Origin of the sequence: Streptomyces sp. ML-6 (assembly GCF_030116705.1) — a bacterium.
Taxonomy (GTDB): Bacteria; Actinomycetota; Actinomycetes; order Streptomycetales; family Streptomycetaceae; genus Streptomyces.
On record NZ_JAOTIK010000001.1, the window covers coordinates 2,426,326 to 2,449,437 of the forward strand.

Below are 23,112 nucleotides of genomic sequence, written 5' to 3' on the forward strand. Positions count from 1 at the left end.
TCGAGCCGATGCATCGCCGCCCGCCCCCGCCCGGAGGTGCCGGACCGGCCCGGAGCCCTGCGGGAAGACCGCCCCGCCCCGCGGGGAGGCCGCCCCGAGCACGCGAAAGCCCCGGTACGGGCCTGCGGACGCTGTGATCAGTGTCCGCAGCCGCGTACCGGGGCCGTCACCGGGCGGGCGCGACGATCCGCCCGCCCTTCGTCACCGCTCGATCAGGCGGAGGCCTGAGTCTTGCGCTTGCGGAGCAGGAAGACCGCGCCGCCGCCGACGACGACGAGGGCGATCGCGACGCCCGCGATGACCGGGGTGGCGCTGGAGCCACCGGTCTCGGCGAGGTCGCCCGAGCCGCCGGTGGCGCTGGAGCCGGAGGTGGCCGGAGCGGGCTTCTCCCCGCCGGTCTGGGTGTCGGTGCCGCCGGTGGTGCTGCCGCTGGTCTTGCAGTCCAGGACGCCCTTGAAGGTCTTGCTGAAGCCGCCGGGGCCGGTGATCGTGAAGTCGTACGCCTGGTCCTCGGCGACCGGGACGGTGACCGTCTCGGACTTGCCCGCCTCGATGGTGTGCTTCGCACCGGCCAGCTCGAAGGTGAACGCCTCGTCGCCCTCGTTGCTCGCGGTGACGTCCACGCCGCCCTTGGCGCAGTTCTTCTTCGCCGAGACGGCCGGGATGGCGCCCTTCTTGGCCCAGGTGCCGGTGGCGGTCGCGGAGACCGTGGACTCGCTGGAGCCGGCCAGGATCATGGTCTGGCTCTTGGTGACACCGGCGAAGGCCCGGCCGACCGGCACCGAGGTGGTGGCCTGGACGGTCAGCGAGGCGGTGCCGTCGGCGGCGCCCGCCGGGACGTCGAAGTAGAGCTCGGCGCCGTTGGCCGCGGTGGTGACGGGCTTGCCGCTCTTGTCGGTGACCTTGACGCCGCTCGCCGCGTCGGCGGGCGGGGTCACGGAGACCTGGCCGGCGTTGGTGCGGACGGTGATCGGGCCGAGCTTCTCACCGGACTTGCCGGAGACCGCGGCCGGGTCCAGGGCGAGGGAGGCCTTGGGCTCGGCCTGGGCGACGGCGCTCTTCTCCAGCCAGTCGGCGAGCTTCTCGGCCTGGCCGTCGAGGGCCTCGACCTCGACGTCGTCCGAGTAGCGCCAGATGGCGACCTGGGTGCCCGCCGCCGCGGTCTTCTCGGTGAGCGGGCCGGTGCCGGCCGCCTTGGCGAGCGCCGCGAGGTCGTCGACCTGCGGGTAGGAGTGCTCCAGGATCCAGCGGATCTTGCCCGCGTTCTTGTTGGTGTTGAGCGAGGTCTGGTCCCAGGGGGTCTCCAGGTACTTCGCCCGGTCCTGGGTGGGGTTGTGGATGTCGATGCAGTACGTCTTGAGCTTGCCGCCGCCGTCGACGGTCATCTCGAAGAGACCGGCGGGCAGCTCCTGGTTCTTGCCGTCCGCGTGGAGCACAGCGCGGTCGTAGGTCTTCAACCCGTCCAGAACCGCGGACGCGCCGCCCTGGTGCTGCGGGGTCTCATCGGCGACCGCGCTGCCCGCGCCGACGAGGACGCCTGCCATGACCAACCCGGACGCCACCACGGACGCGGCCAGCCTGGTCATGCCGCGCCGCCGTGAAGAACCGGTCGTCGTCTCCCTGGACGGCGAAGCGGTCGCTGAAGAAGCAGAAAACACAGAATTCCCCTCCGGGCAGGACCCTCCGCGCCCGATACGCGTGTGGGGATTGTCCTGCCAGTCGACTCAAGTGCCCCGTGAGTACGGGGGAATCCTAGGGACGAAAAGATGAACAGTCCCCAGTCATACCGCCGTACAACCATTCCGACTCGGAATCGTTATCGCCGATCTCACATACGTTCCCCTTGCCCCTTCGGGCCGGAACCATCCCGCCCCCTCCGGTTCACGTTCCATCTGTCCGGCCGGTCCGGACCGTTCACGACACCGGGGCGAGTTCCCCTTCGGCCTTCTGACGCGCCGTAGGACGCCCGCGCCCCCGCCGCACACCCCGTTCCTCCCCTTCGCTTCCCCCGCCCCCTTCACTTCCTTCAGCGCCATCGCTTCCTTCAGTGCCGTCGCCCCCAGCACCCCCGTCGCTCGCGTCGCTCCCCCTGTCCCACGGGTCGCCGCCACCCGGACCGCCCGCCCCGTCCGGGCTGCCCACAGGGACCGTCAAGGCGGGCGCCCCCTTCGCCACGCGCCGGAACGCGGCCGTCCCCCGCGTCAGGTCGTGGCCCACCGCCACCGCCTCGATGTCCACGAACGTCTTCCGCCGCCCCTCCCGTTCCTCCTCACGCACCTTCAGCCTGCCGTGTACGACGAGCGGTTCCCCGACGGAAACGGAACCGGACAGGTTCAGGGCCAGCGCCCGCCAGGCCCACACGGTGAAAAAGCTGGTGTGCCCGTCGGTCCAGAGCTGTTTCCCGCGATCCCAGCGACGTGGCGTCACCGCGAAGCGGAATCGGGCCATTCCGCCGGACGCCGTCTCCCGGAACTCCACGCCCGTCGCCGCGTTGCCCACCAGCGTCACCAAGGTGTCGTTCATGACTCCGCCTCCCCTTCGGCCTTCGGATCGGTGACCGCTTCCGCGCGGTCACCGATCCCAGGTTGAAGGAGAGGCGGAAATCCTGCCGGGGCCTGTGGACTACGTACCGGTTGTGGAAATCTCCGTCACCGTCACGTACCTCTCCCGCACCTCGCGGTACCGCGCGAGTTCGGCCGCCACCGGGTCGAGGACCCGCGCCCGCCCGCACGCCGCCGCCGCCTCGCGCAACTGCCGTTCGGCCTCCTGCCCGTACCGTCGCGCCGGCCCCCGCGCCGCGGCCACGCACGACCACTCCACCAAGGGGCCTCCGACGACCCCGGCCAGCATCACCAGGGCCGGGACGACGAAGCCCGGTTCGAGCACCCCGACGATCTGACCGACCAGCCAGAGACCACCGAAGACCTGCAACAGCGTCATCGATACCTGGGCCAGCACGGCGGCCGGCCACCACTTCGGCCTCGGTGGCCGCCCGTTCGCCCGCCCGCCGTGCGCCGCGCCGGAGGTCCCGGCCGCCCCCGGCTCCCCGGCCACCGGACCGCGCCTCCCATCGCCCGCGCCGCCGGCTCCGTCCGTACCGTTCGCCCGGCCCCGCTCCGCCACGGCCCCGGCCCGCTCGACCAGTTCGTCGAGAGCCTCCGGCAGCCCCTCCGCACCGTTCACCGCCGCCTCGCGGACCGCCTGCGCCCAGGGGCCCGGCAACCCGGCCGCGGCTTCGTCCGCCACCGCCCGGACCGCCTGCTCGACGCGCTGCCGGGAGGTGAGCCGTTCCTCGGGGGGCGCCGGCTGCGCGGGGCGCTCCGGGCTCCCGGGCCGCCGGGTGGACTCGTACCGGCGCCACAGCCGCAACCACGGCGTGCCGCACGCCCGTCCGGCGTTGCGGCGCCACTCGCGCTCGGCCGCCTGGCCCGTCGCCGCCGCCCCGACGGCCTCCGCGAGCCGGTCGGCGAACTCCTCGCGGGCCTGTTCGCCGAGTCCGGCCCGTCCCTCGGCCACGTACACCGGGCGGAGCCTGGCCGCGGCGGCGTCCACGTCCGCGGAGAGCCGGCGGGCCGCCGCGGTGCGTTCCTGGACGAACCGGCCGAGCATCTCGCGCAGTTCGCCCACTCCCTCACCGGTGAGCGCGGACAGGGGCATGACGGTGGCGCCGGGTTCGCCGTGTTCGCCCAGGGCCATGCCGTCCTCGTCGAGCAGCCTGCGCAGGTCGTCGAGGACCTGGTCGGCGGTGTCGCCCGGCAGCCGGTCGATCTGGTTGAGGACGACGAAGGTGACCTCGGCGTGTCCGGCGAGCGGGCGCAGGTAGCGCTCGTGCAGTGCCGCGTCCGCGTACTTCTCCGGGTCGACGACCCAGATCACCGCGTCGACCAGGGCGAGCACCCGGTCGACCTGGTCACGGTGGCTGGTCGCCGCCGAGTCGTGGTCGGGCAGGTCGACCAGGACGAGGCCCTGCAGGGCCTCGTCAAACTCCGCGCCGCCCTGCTGCGGCCTGCGCCTCAGCCGCCCCGGGATGGCGAGCCGGTCCAGCAGACCCGCGGCCCCGTCGGTCCAGGAACAGGCGATGGGGGCGGAGGTCGTCGGCCTGCGCAGCCCGGTGTCGGAGATCTGGGCGCCCGCGAGGGTGTTGAAGAGGGTCGACTTGCCGCTCCCGGTCGCGCCCGCGATGGCGACGACGGTGTGCCGGGAGGAGAGCCGCTGCCGCGCCGCCGCCTCGTCGAGCACCCGCTCCGCCTCGGCGAGGGTGTCCCCGTCGAGGCGGGCCCTGGACAGTCCGACGAGTTCGCGCAGCGCGTCCAGCCTCGGCCGGAGCGGACCGCCGGAGGGCACGTACGCCTCGACCTGGGGCGGCCGCGCGTCGTCGCCTACGGTCTCTGGTTCGGGATCGGCCGTCCTGGCGGCGGCCCGCCGGGCGATGAGCCCGTCGTTCCATTCCCGGCCCGGCTCGGCCGGGTGGCCCGCCCCGCCGCCGTCCCGCCCCTCGTCGTCGGTGTCCCGGCCGGTGTCCGCCGCCCGCGGGGCCCCTTCGGCGTCCGGGCCCGTGCCCGTCCTCGTCCCGGTCCTCCGCCCCGGGACGCCGGCGTTCCGGTTCCCGTGCGGGGCGGGGCTCCCGCCCCGGCCGGTTTCCTCGTCGGTGACGGCAGTCATCACTGCCACCTCTCCTTCTGCAGTACGGACAGCGCGGCGATCAGTTCGGCCTGCGGCTCCGGGGCCACGTCGAGCGCGTCGAGCGGGGCGAGCCGCCGGTCGCGCTCGCCGTTCAGCACCCGGTCGAGGCAGTCGGTGAGCAGGGCCCCTCCCTTGTCGCGCAGCCGCAGCGCGCCCTGGGCGCCGATCCGCTCGGCGAGCTGCTCCCCGGCGCGGCGGGTGCGACGGCCGCCGAGCAGCGCGGCGGCCAGCAGCGCCGTCACGGTCCCGGCGTCGGGTGCGGCGTTGCGCTCCAGCCGGCGCACCTCCTCCTCGGCCAGTTCCTCCAGGACCCGCCACCACCGCCGTACGGCCATGGCGATCCGGCCCCGGATGTCCTCGGCGGGCCCCCATCCCCCGGCCTCCCGGCCGACGTCCTCGAAGCCGAACACCCCGGCCGCCGGATCGCGCCGCCAGGTCGTGCGGATCTGTTCGTCGGCGGCGGCCACGGCGCACTGCAGGAGCGCGGCGAGGCTCTCGACCAGCGCTTCGAGGAGTTCCTCGGAGGTGCTGTACAGGGGGTAGCCGCGCCATCTGGTCCGGGCGTCCCCGGCGAGCACGCCGCCGCTGCGCAGCCTCCGCCGCACCCGGGCGCCCTCCGTCCGGTACGCGTCCTCGACCACCCCGCTCAGCCGTACCGAGGCCGCGTACTGTGCCGCGACGGCCCCGGCCAGCTCCAGCATCCGCACGTCCAGCGAGGCGATGGCCCCGGCCGCCGTGCGCCCGACGGCCTGCTGGCGGGCGGCCGGGTCCTGGGCCCGGTGGCTGAGCCAGGCCCGCAGCGGGGCGACCGCGGTCGTGGGCAGCAGCCCGTTGCCGCCCCCGGCCGACTCGGGCAGTTCGGGGATGGTGAAGCGCGGCACCTCGCCGAGGCCGGCCCGGGTGAGCAGCGCCCCGTACTGCCGGGAGACCTCGCCGATCACCTGGTGCGGCACCCGGTCCAGGACGGTGACGAGCGAGGCGTCGTACTGCTTGGCGGTGCGCAGCAGGTGCCAGGGCACCGCGTCCGCGTACCGGGAGGCCGTGGTCACCATCACCCACACGTCCGCGGCGCAGATCAGCTCGGCGGCCAGCACCCGGTTGCGCACCACGAGCGAGTCGATGTCGGGCGCGTCGAGCAGCGCGAGCCCGCGCGGCATTCCGGGCGCGGTCTCGACGAGCAACGCGTTCGCGTCCTCCTCCTCGCCCCCGTCGAGCTCGTCGAGGCCGTCGCACCTGCCGGGGTCGCCGGTCTCCTGAGGGGGCAGCCAGACCCTGGTCAACTGCGGCAGTACGCGCACCTCCGCGAACCAGTGGTGGTCGTCCGGGTGGCAGACCAGCACCGGTGTCCGGGTGGTCGGCCGCAGCACCCCGGCCTCGCTGACCCGTCGCCCCACCAGGGAGTTGACGAGCGTCGACTTCCCCGCACCGGTCGATCCGCCCACGACGGCGAGCAGGGGCGCTTCGGGATCCCTCAGCCGGGGAAGCAGGTAGTCGTCGAGCTGGGCGAGCAGCTCGTCCCGGGTCTGCCGGGCGCGCGCCGCCCCCGGCAGCGGAAGCGGAAGACGCACGGCGGCGACACGGTCGCGCAGGGCGGAGAGTGCGTCGATGAGCTGAGGCCGTCCATCCAAGGTCACCACATGCGAAGAATGCCCAATTTTGGAGCCTTTTTGAAGCGTATAACCACCTCTGCGCGCCGGTTCTCCCCCGAAAACGGAGTCGGGACAGAGGGGACGAGTGGGGCGCAGGCATAACGAGTGCACAACACCCGGCGCGCGAGACGCCAAAAGCGGTGCGCGAATCCCACCTACCTGCGATTATCGGTTCGCTTCACCGAACCTCCACATCGTGCCACGCAGGTGAAGCAACCAGGACGAGGCGACAGGAGCTCTATCCTTGTTCCGGCTGGTCACCGACCGGCCCGGCCCCAGGGCTCCAGTCCGCCGAGGCCACCACCCGGCCCCCGTAGCTCAGTGGATAGAGCAGGCGCCTTCTAAGCGCTTGGCCGCAGGTTCGAGTCCTGCCGGGGGCGCACAGCACGCAGGCCCATGGGCCCTCCTGCCAGGAGGGCCTTTTTCTCGAATGGGCACGCTAGCGAAGGCCGCGTAGTGAGGGCATAAGGCCTGGTGGCCTGGGTTCCACCCGAGGGGTGGGGCGTCCTGCGGCAGCTGTTCTCCGTCCGCGCCCGCCTCTCGCGCAGGGTCACCCGATGGCGTCCTCCTGGCCGGAGGGGAGAGTCGACGCCGGATGAGGCGGATCATCGGACTGGGGCTTCCCGTCCACGACGAGAACTGGCTCACCGCGCCCCCGCCGGGGTCGGCGGGGGCGGCGGGGGCGGTCGTCGGCGGAGGATATGGGCCTCAGCGCACCAGCATCAATCCGCATCCGTAGGCGCGCCCGTGCCCGAACCCATTCGTCAGGACCCCCACGAAGGTCTCCGGGTCCGTCACGGTCGCCTTGCCCCTGATCTCCGCGCGGACGAGACGGAGGCCCTCGTGGGGAGCGGGGCTGGAGATCCGGGGAAGCATACGAACGGCCAGGTGGTCGGCCTGCGCGTCGACCCCCAGTCCGGTCAGGCCGTCGGAGGCCACTGAGGGCTCGCCGAGGGGCTGGAGGCGGCGGACGAACCACGCCTTCACGTGGTCGGGGCGAGTGTGGGCGACCCGTTTGCCCCGGGTCTTCTCCGGGGAGCCCGGGGCAGGGGGACGGCTGTACACGGGGTTGACGACGGTGCGGAACTCGATCGTGTCCCCCACGCCGAAGGTGCGGTCGAGGGTCAGGATCTCGGGTTCCTCGGCGAGGGCCGCCCGCGGGATCCGGCTCCAGTCGCCGGGCACCCGGGACTGGACGACGAGCGAGAGCCGGGCCTCGCGAAGATTCAGGGACCAGGTCGAGAGGATGCCCATCTGGGCACGGGCGTCACGGCTGCCGTCGTCGACCCAGCCCGGGAAACCGCTCATCACGGTCCGGTGCATGTCCTGGGCGTCGATCAGCGACTTGGCGGCGTAGGGGTGCCTGGCATCCAGGGTCAGCAGGGTCTGGGTGGCGACGAATCTGGCGGCCTCGGCACGGGGCGCTGTCACAGGATGATCTCCCAATCGCGGGCGTGCGGGGCGATGGTGACACGCGTTCTGGTCTCCCAGCGCGCGGAGTGCTTCGGCCCCATGGCGTGGAAGCCCACCGGCTGGTCCATGACCGGGCCGATGCCGGGCACCGGACGCGGGCTCTCGATCCACGCCCACGGCCGGTCGCCCCCCGCCCGGGGGCGTGCCTCGGACGGTGAGGGCAGCAGCGCCACCCTCTCGAAGACCTCGGCGAGCGTGCCGGACTCGACCCCGAGGGCCAACTGCCCCGAGGGAGGGCAGGACTTCCGGCCGAGCCACAGCAGGCGTTTCGGGTGCTCCAGGGCGTGGGCGATCCGTTCCAGCAGTTTCCGGTCGGAGTGCTGGAGCCCCACCAGGAAAGCGGCGTCGGCAAGGTACCAGCGCTCGGTGGTCATCGCCTTCCTGCGCACTTCGGCGGAGACCAGCGTGCCGGAGAGCGGGTCGGCGGCGATCCTTTTCGGCGCCCCGTACCAGTCCCCCAGTTCGTGGTGACCGAAGGTGTCCCCGGTCTCCGCGTCCACCAGAGCGGCCGCCGCCGCGGCACGCCGGTGGTCGGTGACGAGGTCGCGGGGGCGCAGCGGGTACCGGCCGGCGCCGACGGTGTGGTAGTCGCGCACCGGTTTCCCGGGGTGGTCGGCCCGTACGCCGAAGAGCAGCGGGGCCAGTTCGGCGAGCGGATCGTTGCCGGGGTCCTCCGGCGACGGCTCGCGCGGCAGGCCGAGCGCGGCGGCGCACAGCCCGATCACACCCGACTTGGTGGGTCTGCTGTGAGTGTCACGCCGCCAGAACCGGCCCGCCACGCCCCAGGACTGGAGCGGGGCGGCGAGCCGGATGAGCAGTACGTGGTGGCTCACGGCGTCAGCTCCTCGATCAGCGTCACGGCCGTCACGTCGGTCTCACCGGCCGCAGCGAGTTCCTCGAGCACGGCGTCGATCTGCGGGTCGTAGGTCAGGACCCGGGCGGCCGTCAGGTCGGGGCGGCGCGCGCTGACGAAGGCGTGGTGCCTCAGCAGCCTGCGTACCGACGCCGGGCCGGCCGGGCCCTCGCCCCCCTCACCGGCCCGGCCCTCACCCTTCGGGCCGACGGGGTTCTCGTCCACGGGGAGCTGGAAGGCGGCGGCGTAGTTGTAGGGGCGCGTGCCCTCGAAGGCGAGGACCAGGGCGGGCAGTGAGCCGGTGGAGGCCGTCGAGTTCTTCTTCGCCTCGGGGAACGCCTCCACGAAGGCGTTGACGAATTCCTGCTCGGCGGCGACCGCCGTCTCGGCGGCCTCGGCCTCCGTCATCCCGGTGGCGCGGAGGTTGGTGTGCAGTTGGGCGCGGTCGAGGACGGCGTGGCGGTAGAAGGTGCCGGAGATCAGCGACTGGTAGCCGGTCATGCCGGCCCCGGCGTCGTCCGCGGAGTCGAGGAAGTCCAGCGCGTTCCGCTTGCGGTGCAGTTTGGCGTCGTCCGCAGCCGCGTAGAAGTCATCGACCTGCTCCGCCTCGTGGACGGTGAAGGCGTGGCCGCTCTGCACGGCCCCGTCCACGTTCGGCGAGTCCGCGATCTCCGCCAGGAAGCGGCCGTAGAGCGCGATGTCGATGGCGTCGCGCGGTGCGATGGCGAACAGCACGGCGTCGCGGTGCTGCTTGGCCAGGGGCGGCAGATCGGCCTTGGCCGCCCCGTCCGCCTCCTCCGGTTCCGGGCCCTGGTCCGCCTTCCGGGCACCCTTGCGTCCGGCCTTCTTCTTCCCGTTCTCCTCCTGGGCCCGCAGGTACTCGTCCCGCCAGGCACGCAGTTCCTCGGCGTGCTCGTGGACGTGGGCGGCGATCCGGGTTCCGGTGTCGGCCGGGGCGAAGAGGAGCACCTTGGTCAGATTGGCCACGGTCTTCTTGCCGAGGTCTCCGAACTTCAGGCCGACGGCCTCGATGACCGCACGGGCGGTGGTGATGGCCTCTTCCTGGTCCCAGCCGTGGTCGTCCTCCAGGGACTTGGCGGTGATGAGCGCCCACTCCCGGGTACGGAGCCCCGTGCTCCGCCCGGCCAGGGCGCCGACACCGGCGTTGGCCCGGTCGCGCGCGTGCACCCGCTCGGCCCGGCGACGCGACTGGCTGCTGATCATGTGCCGTTCCACACCGCCGTAAACCAGACTTTTCGGCGAACCGTTCTCGTCCCGCACGGGAAGCACGGCGACCAGCGTCTCCAGCACGTGCAGGGAGAGGAACTGGCTTCGGGGGGCCTCGGTCACGTGCTCGGGTCCTTCCGCGTCGACTGATTGTTCGTTCCGCTGCGGCCACCGGTCGTGCTCCGGCCGGTCGTCGCGCCACGGCTCCGCGTGGCCGGCCGGTGGAAGTCCACCGTCCATTGGTAGGCGATCCGCGCCTTGCGGTCGTGCCATCGGGTCAGGTCCTCGGTGAGCCGGGCCCAGGAGGGCGGCGGCTGTTCGCAGGCCCGCAGCCGGGCGACCGCGTGCTGAAGGTGCCGCCAGGGGATGCGACGGCTCGCGACCACGCGCGACAGCAGGCGCTGCGCCCCGGGGTTGTCGGGCCCGCGCCCCACGCCGTCCCCGATCCTCCGGGCCGCTTCGCCGAGGTTCCCTTCCCCGTACAGGGGGACGGATGCGCCCTGGTGGTAGACGCCGAAGAGGAACGCGACCTTCTCGTAGATCTCGCGTTGCTCCTCCGGGCCGTACCAGCCGGCGCGGATGTGGGATTCGGTCGGTGTGGTGCGGCGCAGCTCGGCGAGCTTTCCGTACTCCCGGTTGTGCACGAGGCTGACGAGCCAGGCCGTGAGTTGTTCACCGCCCCGCCCGTCGGGGGCGGGGCCGGTCCATTGCGTCATCTCTGCGCAGCCTCTCGGAGTTCGGCGGGGGCTTTCGCGGCGGCCATGTCATCGCGAAAGCGGGCTTCGGCACGGGCGCGGGCGAGCATTCCCTCACGGTTGCGCGGGAGCGCGTCGAGCCGGTTCCTGAGGAATTCCTCCGCCCTGGAACGGAGTTCACGGGCGCAGTCGAAGAGCAGGGGCGGCACGTCCCCGCCCCTGGCCGTCTCGTGGAGCAGATCCAGGAAGGGCTCCTCCGCCGCGGGCCAGAACTCCCGCCGGGCGTCGAACCGGGCCAGCTGCGCGGCGCGATCGGCGGGCTTCGGGTTCGAGTAGGTGACCTTCCAGGCGGCGTACGCGGCACGCTCCAGGGACCGGGCCACGTACTCGGCGATGTCCGAGCCGCGCCGGGACGCCTCGCACAGCGCTTCTCCCATGCTCGGCGCGTACGGGAAGCGGCCTTCCGTCCAAGTGGCCGGGGCGGTCTTGTCGGCGATGATCCCGACGGCCCAGAACGTGCAGGGCGGACCGCTGCCGTCCTGTGGGAAGTCGATGTTCCGCAATCGCCCGTACAGGCGCTCCGTCTCCCTGGTCGCCGCGCTGTAGAGCGCGTGCGCCTCACGCCACAGGGCGCGGGTGGGAGAGGGCCAGAGCGGCTTGCGGTGCCCGTTCAGCTTCTTCCCGAGAACGGCGTCGTCGAGGTCGCGTTCGGGGTCGAGGTCGAGAAGTTCACCGGCCCCGATCAGCACCCGGTCGACGAGGACGGGCTCCCCCTCCGCCGCCGGCACCGGGCGCAGCAGCACCGAGCGCCCGAGGTAACTGTGCAGGTCGGCGGGGCCGGAGGGAACACGGCCCGGCGGCTTCGTCCTGAACTCCCGGCGCGGGTTCTCCCCGGTCGTCCACGACCGGTTGAAGTGCCCGCTTCCTCCGCCCGGGGCGGGATAGAGGCTCATCCGCAGCGTGTCCGCGACGGTCCGGCCCTCGACCACGACGCGGACGCGACCCTGGAGCCGCCCTGCGGCGAGGTTGGTCAGCTTCGGACCGAGCCGCTTGCCGGAGACCCGGGCCCGGCCCGACAGCCCGTAGACGTGCTGGGCCAGCAAGGCCCGGAAGGCTTCGGCGGCCGGGAGCGGCTCGGGGTGTTCGAGGTGGTGGTGGTCGAAGAGCTGGCAGTAGTCACCGACCCGCTCCAGGACGAGCTGCGCCGGCCCCGCGCCGTCCTCCTCGAACTGGGGCGCCAGTTCGCTGTTCTGCCCCAGCGGCCGCTCCGGGTGGAACAGGTCCCACTCGTCCGCCGGTTGTCCGGCCAGCCAGGTCGCGGCCTCGTCGAGCGGATGCTTCTTCTCGACCCGGGCACACCACTCCTCGTCGGAGGAGGGAAAGGCTCCGGACGCGAAGCAGATGCCCAGCAGGTACTCGATGAGGGCGACCCCCTCGCCCGGCGTCGGGCAGGAAAAGGCGCTCAGCTCCTCGGCACGGCGGAGGACACCCAGCAAGGACAGTTGGAGGGCCTCGCCCTCCTGGGAGATGACAGGCACGCAGGGCTGGTGCCGGGGATCCCAGGAAGGGATCCGCCGGGGCGGGGCAGAAACGTCGGGCAAAGGATCAACTACCACTCTCACAGATGGCCACACGTTGTGACCGGTGAGACGCTAGCAGTGAGAATCCAAGTGCTGTCGGTCGTCGGCAAGATTGTCCGAATACCCCCAATGGAGGCCCCCCGCAGGCAAGTTCACGCCACCCCGCGGGGCAGAGGGAGGGCCGGATCCAGCCACGACCACTCCCCCTCCCCGCTCCTGCTTCACCTCGGTGGGCGCCGCCTCATCAGGATGGTCAGCGTGGCGCGGGCGTCGCGGCGGTGCTCCGGAGTGGGGGCCAGGACCGAGGCGAGTGCGACGGTGGCGAGGAGCCCCGTGTAGGCCGTGGCGCTGATGGCGGCGAGGGAGGTCGCGTCCTGGAGAAGGGCGGAGAACGTGAGCACGAGCGGTCCTTTCGTTTCGACGCCCGGGCTCAATTCCCGGGCGGTGGAACCACCCTGACGACCCGTCCCCGTGGCCAGCGATGTCCGGTCGGCCGCACCGTCGAAAACCCCAGCCCCGCCGGGAAGATGAACTTCAGTCAACGCAACCGTGGAGAAATCGTGAAGCCCATTCGGGACGACCGTGATAGTCGACCGGCGCTCGCCGCTTTCGGCCGCAGGCTGACGGAGCTGCGCGGCAGAGCCGAGGCGTCGGAGGCCGGTGGTTTCGCGGCCTGTGTCCAAGAAGCGGGGCTGCGTCCGAAAACCGTCCTGACCTGGTGCCGTGGTGTGTCGGCCCCGCAGCGCGCCAGCACGCCGAACGTGAGGGGGCTGGTGAAGAGCCTTCGAGGCAGAGCCGGTGAACCTGCGGAGTTCGATGCCGGGTGGGAGCAGGCGCTCGAAGCCGCGCAGCGGGAGACGGACGGGCGCCGGGGCATCTCCTCTCGCCAGGCCCGTGTGCGGAACCTGAGCGGCGAGGCGTTGCAGCACTACAAGTCGGGGCTCAGAACCATGTACGACTTCGCCACCGAACCGGCCGTGGACGCTCCTTCGTACCTCTGGTGGCAGGCACCGCAGTGGGCCGGGAAGACGACGCTGCTGAAAAACTTCGTGGAACAGCCGCCCGAGGGGGTCGACCTCGTCCACTACTTCGTCTCCGGGGCCGAAGGAAACAATCGTCACGACCGGTTCGTGACCGACATGGTGAACAGACTGACGAGGCGGCCGAGGACCCGAGGGCCCGCCCCGACGCCCGCAGATCTCCAGAGGCTCTACCACAGGGCCGCGACGCGACAGCGTCGGCTGCTGATCGTGGTGGACGGCCTGGACGAGGATGCCGCATGGGATGACGGACCCCCCGGAACCCGGCGCTCGTCCCCCAGCATCGCGTCGCTGCTCCCCCAACTGGCACGGAACTCCATGGTCCGCGTCATCGTGTCGAGCCGGCCCACGGCGAAACCGCCTTCCGACGTACCCGCTTCCCATCCCCTGCGGAAACGGAGGTACGTGCGGGAGCTCCCCCCGTTCGTGGGTGAGCAGGGCGCCCGGCTCGCCGCCCACAAGGAGTTGGAACGGCTGGGTGCGTCTTCGCCGGGATGCACAGCCACCGGGCTCCTCACCGTAATCGGGCTCCTCACCGTGGCCGGAACCGGCCTGCGCGCCCGGGAACTGGCCGAGTTGGCGGGGGTGGAACAGGACGAGATCGACCAGCTGCTGAAGAGCTCGCGGAGCCTCCAACTGGTCACCGACGCCGTGAGGGTCGGCACCGACGGCCAAGTGACCGGCCATGAAGCCCTGCTGCGAGTTGCCGGGGAACTGCTCGATCCAGCTCTGCTGGAGGACTGCGCCGGACGGCTGCACGCCTGGGCCGACCGCTGGCGGACACGGGGCTGGCCGGAGTCCACGCCCGACTACCTGCTGTCCCACTACCCGCGGCTGCTGCGCGGAACCGGTCGCGTCGAGCGGATCGTGCTCGATCCGCGGCGTCAGTCGCGGCTCGTGGCGGCGGGCCGCCCGGACGAGGCGCTGGCCCAACTCGACCTCGTACCGGTCGCGGGACAGGAGGTCACGGGACAGGAGGTCACGGGGACGGTTGCGGAAGTGGCCCTCTCCCGGACCGTGCTGTCCGGGCGCACCCGGCTCGTGCCGCGTGACTTCCCCGGGCTGTTCGCCCTCGCCGGGCAGGCCCGCAGGGCCCGCGAGCTCGCCTCCTCCCCGCCCGACGGGACAGCCGCGGCCCTGCGCCTGGCGGACGTGGCCGTGGTCCTCGGCCGCCAGGGGCGGGAGGAGGCCGAGGAGGTCGGCCGGGAGGCGGCCGCACGGGCGGAGCGGGCGTTGGCGCTCCCGGCCGGTCGGGGCCGGGGGGCCACCGGGCTGGTCGAGGCGGGAATCGCCCTGTGCGCCTGCGGCCAATACCCGTCCGGGCACGCGATGTTGCGTGTCGTCGCCGGCTTCCCGGATGCCGGCTGGGCGGACCGTGTCCGTGCCATGAAGGCGCTCGGCGGGGAGGACCGGGCCGGTCTGCTCGACGGGACGGCCGAACACGCGGAAGCCCTGAGTCTCGGTACGTCCGACGAGCAGGCCGAAGCCCTTGGGATCTGGTCATGCCTGGCGAGGGACGACACCCGTTTCCAGGACCGCATCGAGAGCTTCTGCGCCGAGCTGGACCCTTCGTCTGATCTGACGCATGTCGATCTGCTGGCGGCCGGCGCCGACGCCCTGCTGCCGACGCGTCCGGACACGGCCGGAGCACTGGCACGCCAAGCACACCAGGCCCTGGTCGATGCCTTCGTCGCCCCGAAAGCACGCTCATCGGCCGACCGCGCCCATCTGCGTCTCGAACTGTCCACGACTCTCGCGCGCGTGGTGGCCGTCCTGCGCGACACCGGGCACGAGGACGGTGCGCGCGGCCTCCTCGGCCTGGTGCCCGCCGAGCTGCACCTGGACGTGCTCGACGAGGACGTACGGAGTCCGGCTCTCGCCGTACTGGAGCAGGAGGGTGACTCCTGTCCGGCTGAACCCCGTGCGGATCCCGACGAGTTCGACGAGATCCGGGTGGCGTTGGAGGAGAAGCCCGTCGTCGGCCGCAGGCTCCTCGCGGCGGCTTTCGCCCGGTGGGAAGGGCACACATCGGTGGCGGACACCCACAGGTGGGGGCTTCCGCTGGCCGAATCGCTCGCGACGGCGGGATTCACCGACGAGGCGGTCCGCCTCGCGAAGCGGTCGCGGGAGCCGGATGAGCTGGCGGGCGCGCTGGCCGTCGTGTCACTGGGCTGCGCGGCGGGCGGGGACGTCGCCGGGGCCGAACGGCTCGCCCGGGACGCCGCGCGGGCTGCGGTGCTGACGAATGACCTGTCCGTGCACGGTCTCGTCGCCCAGGCACTCGCCCGGGCCGGCGAGGCCGACACCGCGGAGCAGAGGCTCGCGGCCCGGCCGGCCCCGGCCACTGCCGCCGGACGCCGGGGGGCCGAGCGGGCCCGGCTCGCCGTGGCCGCGGGAACGGCCCCCTACGATCCCCGGGCCGCCCACCGGTTCGTCGAGGAGCACGCCGCTGGGCTCGGCAGGTCGGCCGCTCTGCCGTTCCTGAGAGGACAAACGGCCCTGCCCGACCTGGTGGACCTGCTGCTCGTGCTGCCCGATCCGAGAGAGCACGGGGCCGACATGTGTGCGGCGCTGCGCAGCGCCTGCGCCCGGCCGGAGGACCCCCTCGACGGGTGGAAGGCGCACACCGTGCTGCTGAACATCCTGCTCGGCTCGGGCAGGTGCTGCCCCGGGGTGCCGCCGATGGCAGAGGGCAGGCTGAGCTCCTGGAAGAGCTACGCGCTCAGGACGCTCCTGCCCCGGGGCGAGCTGCCCGTGGCGGAGTGGGCGCTCCTGCACGCCTTCCTGGAGGGCGCCCCGGCCGCCCGGGACGCCGCGGGACGGGCCCGGAATCCGGAGGAACGGGCGGCGGCCCTGGCTGCGGTGGCGGGGTATCTCGCGGGGGTCCGGGTAGTCGTTCCGGCCGCGGACGGGTGGGTTCCGCAGCGCACCTCCGTGCTGCGTTTCCTCGCGCTCGCCGATGCGCTCGGCACGGACGCCTCCCGTGACGAGGAGGCGGCCCACGGTCTCGTGCGGGAGGTACTGGCGGGCGAACACTGGCGGTACGCGCTGCCGCTCCTGCCCCGGCTGGCACCCGAGGTCCTTCCCAGGCTCGCGGAGCTCGCCCTCGCGCACACTTCCGGCGACGCCCGTGAGGGGTTCTGACCGGGTGGAGCGGGGAGGGGAGGGGTGGTCAGGCGCGCAGGTAGGTCAGGACCGCCAGGACCCGGCGGTGCGTCTCGTCGGCGGGGGGAAGGTCGAGTTTGGCGAGGATGTTGCCGATGTGCTTGCCCACCGCCGCCTCGGAGACGACCAGTTCGCGGGCGATGGCGCCGTTCGATCTGCCCTGGGCCACCAGGGCGAGCACCTCGCGTTCGCGGGGGGTGAGGCGTTCCAGGGGGTCGCGGCGGCGGCGCAGGAGCTGGCGCACGACCTCCGGGTCGACGACCGTGCCGCCGGCGGCGACCTCGTGCAGGGCGTCGACGAACTCCTCGACCTGGCCGATCCGGTCCTTGAGCAGGTAGCCGACGCCCGAGCCGTCGCCGGAGTCGAGGAGGTCGGCGGCGTAGGTGCGTTGCACGTACTGGCTCAGGACCAGCACCGGGAGCGCGGGGCGCCGGGTGCGCAGGCGGATCGCGGCGTGCAGGCCCTCGTCCTGGAAGCCGGGCGGCATCCGGACGTCCGTGACGACGATGTCCGGGGTGTGTTCGGCCTCGGCCGCCACCAGGGCCTCCGCGTCCCCGACCGCCGCGACCACCTCGTGGCCGAACCGGGCGAGCAGGCCGGCCAGGCCGTCGCGCAGCAGCACGCTGTCCTCGGCCAGGACTACGCGGAGCGATCGGTCCACTCGCAAGGAATCTCCACACGCAATCGGGTCGGTCCTCCGGCCGGGCTGGACAGCGCAAGTCTGCCATCGAGCACGGACACCCGGTCGGCCAGGCCGGTCAGCCCGCTGCCGCCCCCGGCCGTGCTCGCGCCGCCCCGGCCGTCGTCGTGGATCTCCAGGAACAGCCGGTCCCCGGTGTGGCCGCCGCTGACCTCGGCGCGGCTCGCCCCGCTGTGCCTGGCGACGTTGGCCAGCGCCTCGCAGACCACGAAGTACGCGGCGGCCTCGACGGCTTCGGGAAGTCTGCCGGGCAGGTCGAGCCGCAGGTCGACGGGGACCACGGAGCGTTCGGCGGCGTCGGCGACCGCCGCCCGCAGACCGTAGTCGGCCAGGACCCGGGGGTGGATGCCGTGGATCAGTTCGCGCAGTTCGGCCAGGGCCCGGCCCGCCTCCTCGTGGGCCCTGGCCAGTTGGTCGGCGAGCGGGCCGGGCGGGGCGTCCAGCCGGGCCAGGCCGAGCATCATGGTGAGCGCGACGATGCGTTGCTGGGCCCCGTCGTGGAGGTCGCGCTCGATGCGGCGGCGCTCGGCCTCGAAGGCGTCGACCAACCGGACGCGGGAACGGGCCAGTTCGACCAGCCGGCCGTCCAGTTCCATCGGTCCGGGGACGAGCAGGAGACGGGTCAGGGCCGCGCGCGCCCCGGCCGCCGCGCCCAGGGCGTGGCCGCTCAACAGCAGGAGCAGGAGCCCGCCCGCCGCCGTCGCGAAGGCTTCGGGCCACGTCGTGACCGTCCACAGCTTCACCACGCGGAGCTCCTCGCCGTCCCCGTACACCCGCAGCAGCACGGGGGTGGCCGCCATCGTCAGCGGTACGACCGCGCAGACGGCCACCACGAGGGCGTCGAGCGGCCACAGGACCACGGCGAACAGCACCGCGTACCCGAGCTCCCGCCAGGTGGCCCGCTCCCGGAACCGGCACGCCAGCCAGCTCCGCAGCCCCGGTCCGGCGGGACTGCGGTGCGGGTCCGGCGCCGGGGCGGGGTCCATCAGCCGCAGCCTGCGCCGCTCCAGGGCCGCCACCGGAATCCCGGTCAGGGCCATGAGCGCGAGCAGCGGCAGCCCGATCAGTACGAGGGAGAGCGCGCCGCCCACGACCGCCCCGAGGACGCCCGCCACCAGGAGGGCCGCCCCCGTCACCGCGCCGCCGAGCAGGTAACCGGCCGAGCGCCAGGGCCAGGAGGTCAGCGGATAACGGGGGTTCGGCAGGGCCTGCCACACGGTGCGGGGACGCATGGCCCCACCGTAGGAGGCGGTTCCGGGGGCGGGACATACCCGCCGCCCCACTCCCGGGGGTGGGGCGGGCCCCACCCCCGGGACACGTCGTCAGCGGTTGAACGACGCGCCGAGTCGCGCGCCCGTGCCCACCGTGCCGAGGGTGCCGTGGCCGAAGGTGAACGAGCCCTTGGCCGTCACTCCGGAGGCCGTGTCCGGGAGGACCCACAGGGAGCCCGCGCCCGTGTTCTCGCCGGGTGCGCCGACGACCAGTTCGCCGCGGCCGTCGCGGTCGGCGTCGACCAGCTTCACGGCGGCGCCGAACCCGTCCCCGGCCTCGGCGGCCCCGGGGACGTCCGGGGTGTCCTGGTTGAAGCCCAGGGTGCCGGTCCCGGTGGGGCCGGAGACGGTGCCGGGGAGGATCAGGACCGAGCCCGCCCGCTTCTTCGTGCCGATGGCCTCGCCGGGGACGCCGACGGCGATGTCGCCGTAGCCGTCGCCGTTCATGTCACCGACCGACAGCGAGGCACCGAATTTGTCGTGCACCTCGGCGACGCCGGGGACACCGGCGCTGTCCTGGTTGAAGACCTTGGCCCGGTCGCCCCGCGGGCCGGTGGCGCCGCCCGGGATGTAGGTGATCATGCCGCCCAGGGCGAGCGGGTTGTCCAGGTCGCTGTCGTAGCCCTCGATCATGCGGCCCACGACGAGGTCGGCGTACTTGTCGCCGTCGACGTGGCCGGCCGCGACGGTCTCGCCGGCCTGGAGGCTGTAGCCGTTCGCCCCCTTGACGACGGTGTACTCCTCGGCGAGGCCGGTGGCGCCGCCCCGGCGGACGATGGCGCGCCGGGCGTCGTACTCGTCGCCGTCGTGGACGACACCGGCGAGGTCGTCGCGGCCGTCGCCGTCGAAGTCGCCCGCGGCGAGGTCCATGTACCGCAGGTCGTCCATGTCGCGGATCTCCCTGACCGGGGCCGCCGCACCACCGTCGCGGCCGAACGGGCCGGACAGCACGTGGAGGTCGCTCCTGCCGAGGGTGACCACGTCCGCGTGACGGTCGCCGTCGAAGTCGCCGACGGCGATCCTGCCGCCGATGCCCTCGTACTGCTCGTCGCCGGTCAGCAGGGTCGCGCCGCCGGACAGGCCCTGCGGGCCGCCCCAGATCACGGTGAGCGAACCGGCGGACCCGGGCGTGCCGGCCTTCTCGTTCTCCGCGCCGACGACGAGGTCGCCGTACCCGTCCCCGTCGAGGTCGGCACCGGCCGTCGCACTGCCGAACCGGACACCGGCCGCGGCGGTGCCCGGTATGCCGGGCGAGTCCTGGGTGAAGACCTGCTTGGTGGAGGTCTGCAGGCCCTTCGCGGAGCCGTACACCACGCCCACGTACCCGGCTCCGGCCTTGCCCGCGACGGTGGCCTCGGGGGCGGTGAACGCCACGTCCGGGTAGCCGTCGCCGTTGAAGTCGTCGCGGCGCGCGGTCGGGGCGGGGACGGCGGCGTTCGCGGACGCCGGGGCCGCGACGGGGGCCGGTCCGGGCGTCGCCGCCCCGGCGGTGGGAAGGGTGATCACGGCGGTCGCCGCGGTGATGGCGAGGACCACGGTGGTTCCGAGGGCACGGGCTGCCACGGGGGCTCCTTCGGTCGGGTTCGAGGAGAACGTTCCGGAAGGTGCGCGGGGTACCGGCACCGTGCAGTCTCAGACCGGCGGACGCCCGCCGGGGTTGCCCCGCGGGCCGGACCGTCACAGCTCCTCCACGCGCCGGGCGCGCGGCGGGTCCGTTCGTGGTCCGGTCCGGGCGAAGGGGCCTGCCCGTGCGAGGGAGCCGGGCGTGCGGAGAGGCCGGCCCGCGTGAAGGGCCGGGGCGGCTCGCAGGGTCTGGGGCGGGTCGCAGCGTCCGGCCCGTGCGAGGGGTTCGGCCCGTGGGGCGGAAACGTCCTACGAGCCGACCACGGCCAGCAGGACGAACGCGGCGACCGACAGGAGCGTCCGGACCCGGTGGAGGCGGTTCCACCGGCCTTCGAAGGCGGCGCGGGCGGCGCTGTCGTCGCCGCCCTCCGACTGCGCGAGGCGGTTGTTCAGCGGGACGTTGCCGGCGATCGTGATCAGGTGGCTGCCGACCGCGCAGGCCAGCGCCGCCAGGGCGAGCACCCGGTCGGTGCCGTCGTCGCCGAAGACCACGACGGCCGGGAAGGCGATCACCCCGACGAAGAGGAGCAGGAAGAACGGGCCGGGCACCTTCTCGTTGAAGCGGCGCATGGCGTCCGTGAACCGCTCGTCCGGCAGGATCGCCAGGCCGGGCATGATCGAGGTGAGGAACGTCAGCATCAGCCCGGCGTAGAGCCCGGTCGTGACGACGGCGAGAACCAGGAACAGGGATTCGAGGGAGGAGGACATGGGGTACATCATGTCGTCGGCGCACGCGTCGCACAGCCCCCTTCCGCAGGGCGGTGCGACGCGTCAACTCCCTTCATCCGTAGGTCAGTCGATCTCGCCCTCGGGTTCTCCCCCGGTCGCCCCGTCGCGCCTGCCGTCACGCAGCCGGGCGGCCTGCTCGATCGCGGTGGCCAGCTTGCGTACCGAGTCGTCCTCGGTGTCGGACGCCAGCTTCCCGGCCCGCGAGGCGAGTTCGCCGAGGCCGGGCGCTCCCGTCAGTTCCTCGCCGCGCAGCGACTGGGCGAAGTAGGCGGCTACGGCGGTCACCTGGAGGCGCTTGGAGGCGCCGCCCCACAGCGGGCCGTCGATCGCGTCCGTGGCGATGGAGCCGGTCCGCTCGTGGGGTGCCCTGGTCCTCGGGTCCTGCCAGCGCACGGTCGCGGTCGCCACGTGGCCGGACGCGCCCTCCTTGAGGCGCACCGCGTAGAGCGCCGTCACCGTGTGGCCGGGGCCCACCTCGCCGCCGTCGACGCGGTCGTCGCGGAAGTCCTCGTCGGCGACCTTCCGGTTCTCGTACCCGATGAGCTCGAACTGCTTCACGGTCTTCGGGTCGAAGGCGACCTGGGCCTTGGCGTCGCGTGCCGTCAGTTCGAGGTGGGCGGGCAGCTGGTCGACGAAGACCTTGCGGGCCTGGGCCTCGTCGGCGATGTACGTGGTGTGGCCGTCGCCCTTGTTGGTGAGCTCCTCCATCAGCGCGTCGCCGTACTCGCTGCCGACGCCGACCCCGAAGAGGGTGATGCCGTACTCGCGGCGGGCGGAGTCGATGCGTTCCAGGATGGCCCCGGCCTCGGTCTCGCCGGTGTTGGCGAGCGCGTCGGAGAGCAGGACGACCCGGTTGGTGGAGCCCTTGACGTGGCCCTCGACCGCCTCCTCGTAGCCGCGCTCGATGCCGGCCTCCACATTGGTGGAGTCGGTGGCCTCCATGGCGTCGACCCGGTCGCGGATCCGGTCCCGGTGGCCCCCCACCCGGGTCATCGGCAGCAGGGTCTCCGCCTTCTCGCTGAAGGTGACCAGGGAGATCGAGTCGTCGTCGCGCAGTTCGCCGGCCAGGATGCGCAGGGACTGCTTCACCAGGTCGAGGCGGCCCGCTCCGGCCATCGAGCCGGAGATGTCGACGACGAAGGTGAGCGCGGCGGGCGGGCGGGCGTCCCGGGAGGGGGCGGGCCTGGTGGCCAGCCCGACCCGCACCAGCGACCAGTCGGTGTTCTTCGCCACGGGCCTGGCCCCGTCCATGTTCACGGCGAAGCCGTTGCCCTCCGGCCTCCGGTAGCCCTGGCGGAAGCTGTTGACGAACTCCTCGGGCCGCACGGTGTCCGGCCTCGGCAGGCTGCCGTCGGCCAGGACGCGGCGCGCGTAGCCGTAGGAGGCGGTGTCGACGTCCAGGGCGAAGGTGGACAGGTAGTCGGGGGCGGCCGGCCGCGCGGACTCCTTCGGCCCGGCCACGTCCCGCTTCTTCTCCGTGCCGCTCCCGGCCGCGCCGCCCGGAGCGGCGGGCGCGGGCGCGGGGGCCCCGCCCCGTACGCCCCGCTGGTCGGTCGTGGTGGAGTCGTACGAGGTGCCCGAACATCCGGTGAGCAGCACTCCTCCCGCCAGCAGCACCCCGAGGGCCCCCTGCCACCTCCGCGGGAGTCCCGCCCCGCGCGTGTCCGCCCGGCGCGCCCCGTGCTTCCTTGTCCGGCGTTCCATCGCTTCCCCCAATGTCTTGGTGCCTGCACTTGTGAATGTGACGTGCGAGGCGGCGCGTCGGAGTCGACGAAGACGTTGCGGAAGGATCTCGATGCGGCAACAGCGGCCGGGAAACGGGCGGAACGTCAAGATCGGGCCACGAAGTCCTCACGGCGGGGGCACGTCGCCGAGCCGGTGCGGGTGGCCGGGCCCGCATCCGTGACCCCGGCCGTGCGCGGAGCGGCAGGGTCCGTGCGGGCGGCCGGTTCGAACCGTCACATGCCGCGGAAGGTGACACTCCGACGGTGATGCGGAAAAGGCGCCCGAGTGGCCCCAGATGGGGATCAGAGGACCAGAGAGAACCAGAAGGACCAGAAAGGCGAACGCGATTGAATCACTTCCGAACCGCCATCAGGGCGGTAAGGCGCCGGAAACGGGGTTTCCCGTATTTATCCAGGAATAGGGTCCGGCGAGTTTCGGCACACGAGGTTCCACGGTGTCCAAAAGGAGCGGTGACGCAGCCCTGATCTGCTGCTATGTCATGGTCGACACCAGTGGGCACACCGGAACACACCTCCACCACGGGACTTCCGCCGCCCGGCCGTCGCGATCGGCCGCCAGATTTTTCAGGCCAACCCGCCTGTCGCCCCCGGCTTTTTCCGTCCCATGCTGCACCATCGCTCGGCGCCGTGTACTAATAAAGGTGTTCAACAGCACCACGAGACCGACCACAACCTGTCT

Annotated in this window: 16 protein-coding genes and 1 tRNA gene; 2 read left to right on the forward strand and 15 right to left on the reverse strand. The window is 72.9% G+C overall.

The annotated features are described in order from the left end of the window. Positions 1-212: 212 nt before the first annotated feature. The 4 genes from OCT49_RS10535 to OCT49_RS10550 form a co-directional block, all read right to left on the reverse strand. On the reverse strand, positions 213-1,658 hold the full coding sequence (locus OCT49_RS10535) for a Cys-Gln thioester bond-forming surface protein (RefSeq protein ID WP_283851623.1): 1,446 nt from the start codon (positions 1,656-1,658) through the stop codon (positions 213-215). 256 nt (positions 1,659-1,914) lie between these two features. After that, entirely contained in the window at positions 1,915-2,523 is a 609-nt protein-coding gene (locus tag OCT49_RS10540) for a single-stranded DNA-binding protein (protein ID WP_283851624.1), read from the reverse strand. Between the two features lie 99 nt (positions 2,524-2,622). Further along, positions 2,623-4,662, reverse strand: a complete 2,040-nt coding sequence (locus OCT49_RS10545; RefSeq protein ID WP_283851625.1) for a GTP-binding protein — start codon at positions 4,660-4,662, stop codon at positions 2,623-2,625. Further along, the gene (locus OCT49_RS10550; protein WP_283855746.1) at positions 4,662-6,311 is read right to left on the reverse strand and encodes a dynamin family protein; all 1,650 of its coding nucleotides are present in this window, start codon (positions 6,309-6,311) and stop codon (positions 4,662-4,664) included. Before OCT49_RS10550 ends, OCT49_RS10545 begins: the two co-directional genes overlap by 1 nt. Before the next feature lie 328 nt (positions 6,312-6,639). Between OCT49_RS10550 and OCT49_RS10555 the strand changes: the two genes are divergently transcribed. Then, positions 6,640-6,712: transfer RNA gene (locus OCT49_RS10555), tRNA-Arg, on the forward strand. Between the two features lie 328 nt (positions 6,713-7,040). Here OCT49_RS10555 and OCT49_RS10560 read toward each other — a convergent pair. From OCT49_RS10560 to OCT49_RS10585, 6 genes are all read right to left on the reverse strand, one after another. Then, complete coding sequence (locus OCT49_RS10560; RefSeq protein ID WP_283851626.1) at positions 7,041-7,763, reverse strand: type I-E CRISPR-associated protein Cas6/Cse3/CasE; 723 nt, start codon at positions 7,761-7,763, stop codon at positions 7,041-7,043. Further along, positions 7,760-8,638, reverse strand: coding sequence for a type I-E CRISPR-associated protein Cas5/CasD (gene cas5e, locus OCT49_RS10565; RefSeq protein WP_283851627.1), 879 nt, complete (start codon positions 8,636-8,638; stop codon positions 7,760-7,762). Before cas5e ends, OCT49_RS10560 begins: the two co-directional genes overlap by 4 nt. Continuing rightward, positions 8,635-10,008 carry a type I-E CRISPR-associated protein Cas7/Cse4/CasC gene (locus OCT49_RS10570; RefSeq protein WP_283851628.1) on the reverse strand — a complete coding sequence of 458 codons (1,374 nt, stop codon included), beginning with the start codon at positions 10,006-10,008 and terminating at the stop codon, positions 8,635-8,637. The genes cas5e and OCT49_RS10570 overlap by 4 nt, the downstream gene beginning before the upstream one ends. Next, positions 10,005-10,601 carry a type I-E CRISPR-associated protein Cse2/CasB gene (casB, locus tag OCT49_RS10575; protein WP_283851629.1) on the reverse strand — a complete coding sequence of 199 codons (597 nt, stop codon included), beginning with the start codon at positions 10,599-10,601 and terminating at the stop codon, positions 10,005-10,007. The genes OCT49_RS10570 and casB overlap by 4 nt, the downstream gene beginning before the upstream one ends. Next, entirely contained in the window at positions 10,598-12,118 is a 1,521-nt protein-coding gene (locus tag OCT49_RS10580; protein WP_283851630.1) for a type I-E CRISPR-associated protein Cse1/CasA, read from the reverse strand. Before OCT49_RS10580 ends, casB begins: the two co-directional genes overlap by 4 nt. Before the next feature lie 263 nt (positions 12,119-12,381). Next, positions 12,382-12,561: a hypothetical protein gene (locus OCT49_RS10585; protein ID WP_283851631.1), complete on the reverse strand. Its 180-nt coding sequence runs from the start codon at positions 12,559-12,561 to the stop codon at positions 12,382-12,384. A gap of 159 nt (positions 12,562-12,720) precedes the next feature. Here OCT49_RS10585 and OCT49_RS10590 point away from each other — a divergent pair, with 159 nt between their 5' ends. Continuing rightward, positions 12,721-16,344 carry a P-loop NTPase family protein gene (locus OCT49_RS10590; protein ID WP_283851632.1) on the forward strand — a complete coding sequence of 1,208 codons (3,624 nt, stop codon included), beginning with the start codon at positions 12,721-12,723 and terminating at the stop codon, positions 16,342-16,344. Positions 16,345-16,372: 28 nt separating this feature from the next. On the opposite strand, the gene OCT49_RS10595 is transcribed toward OCT49_RS10590, so the two are convergent. The 5 genes from OCT49_RS10595 to OCT49_RS10615 form a co-directional block, all read right to left on the reverse strand. Next, positions 16,373-17,032 carry a response regulator gene (locus tag OCT49_RS10595; RefSeq protein ID WP_502963355.1) on the reverse strand — a complete coding sequence of 220 codons (660 nt, stop codon included), beginning with the start codon at positions 17,030-17,032 and terminating at the stop codon, positions 16,373-16,375. Then, entirely contained in the window at positions 17,005-18,297 is a 1,293-nt protein-coding gene (locus OCT49_RS10600) for a sensor histidine kinase (RefSeq protein WP_283851634.1), read from the reverse strand. Before OCT49_RS10600 ends, OCT49_RS10595 begins: the two co-directional genes overlap by 28 nt. Before the next feature lie 90 nt (positions 18,298-18,387). Further along, positions 18,388-19,899, reverse strand: coding sequence for an FG-GAP repeat protein (locus OCT49_RS10605; RefSeq protein ID WP_283851635.1), 1,512 nt, complete (start codon positions 19,897-19,899; stop codon positions 18,388-18,390). A 309-nt stretch (positions 19,900-20,208) separates the two neighbouring features. Continuing rightward, a complete protein-coding gene (locus OCT49_RS10610; protein WP_283851636.1) occupies positions 20,209-20,667 on the reverse strand; it encodes an anthrone oxygenase family protein in 459 nt (152 codons plus the stop codon). A gap of 84 nt (positions 20,668-20,751) precedes the next feature. Next, on the reverse strand, positions 20,752-22,392 hold the full coding sequence (locus OCT49_RS10615) for a vWA domain-containing protein (protein ID WP_283851637.1): 1,641 nt from the start codon (positions 22,390-22,392) through the stop codon (positions 20,752-20,754). Positions 22,393-23,112 lie beyond the last annotated feature (720 nt).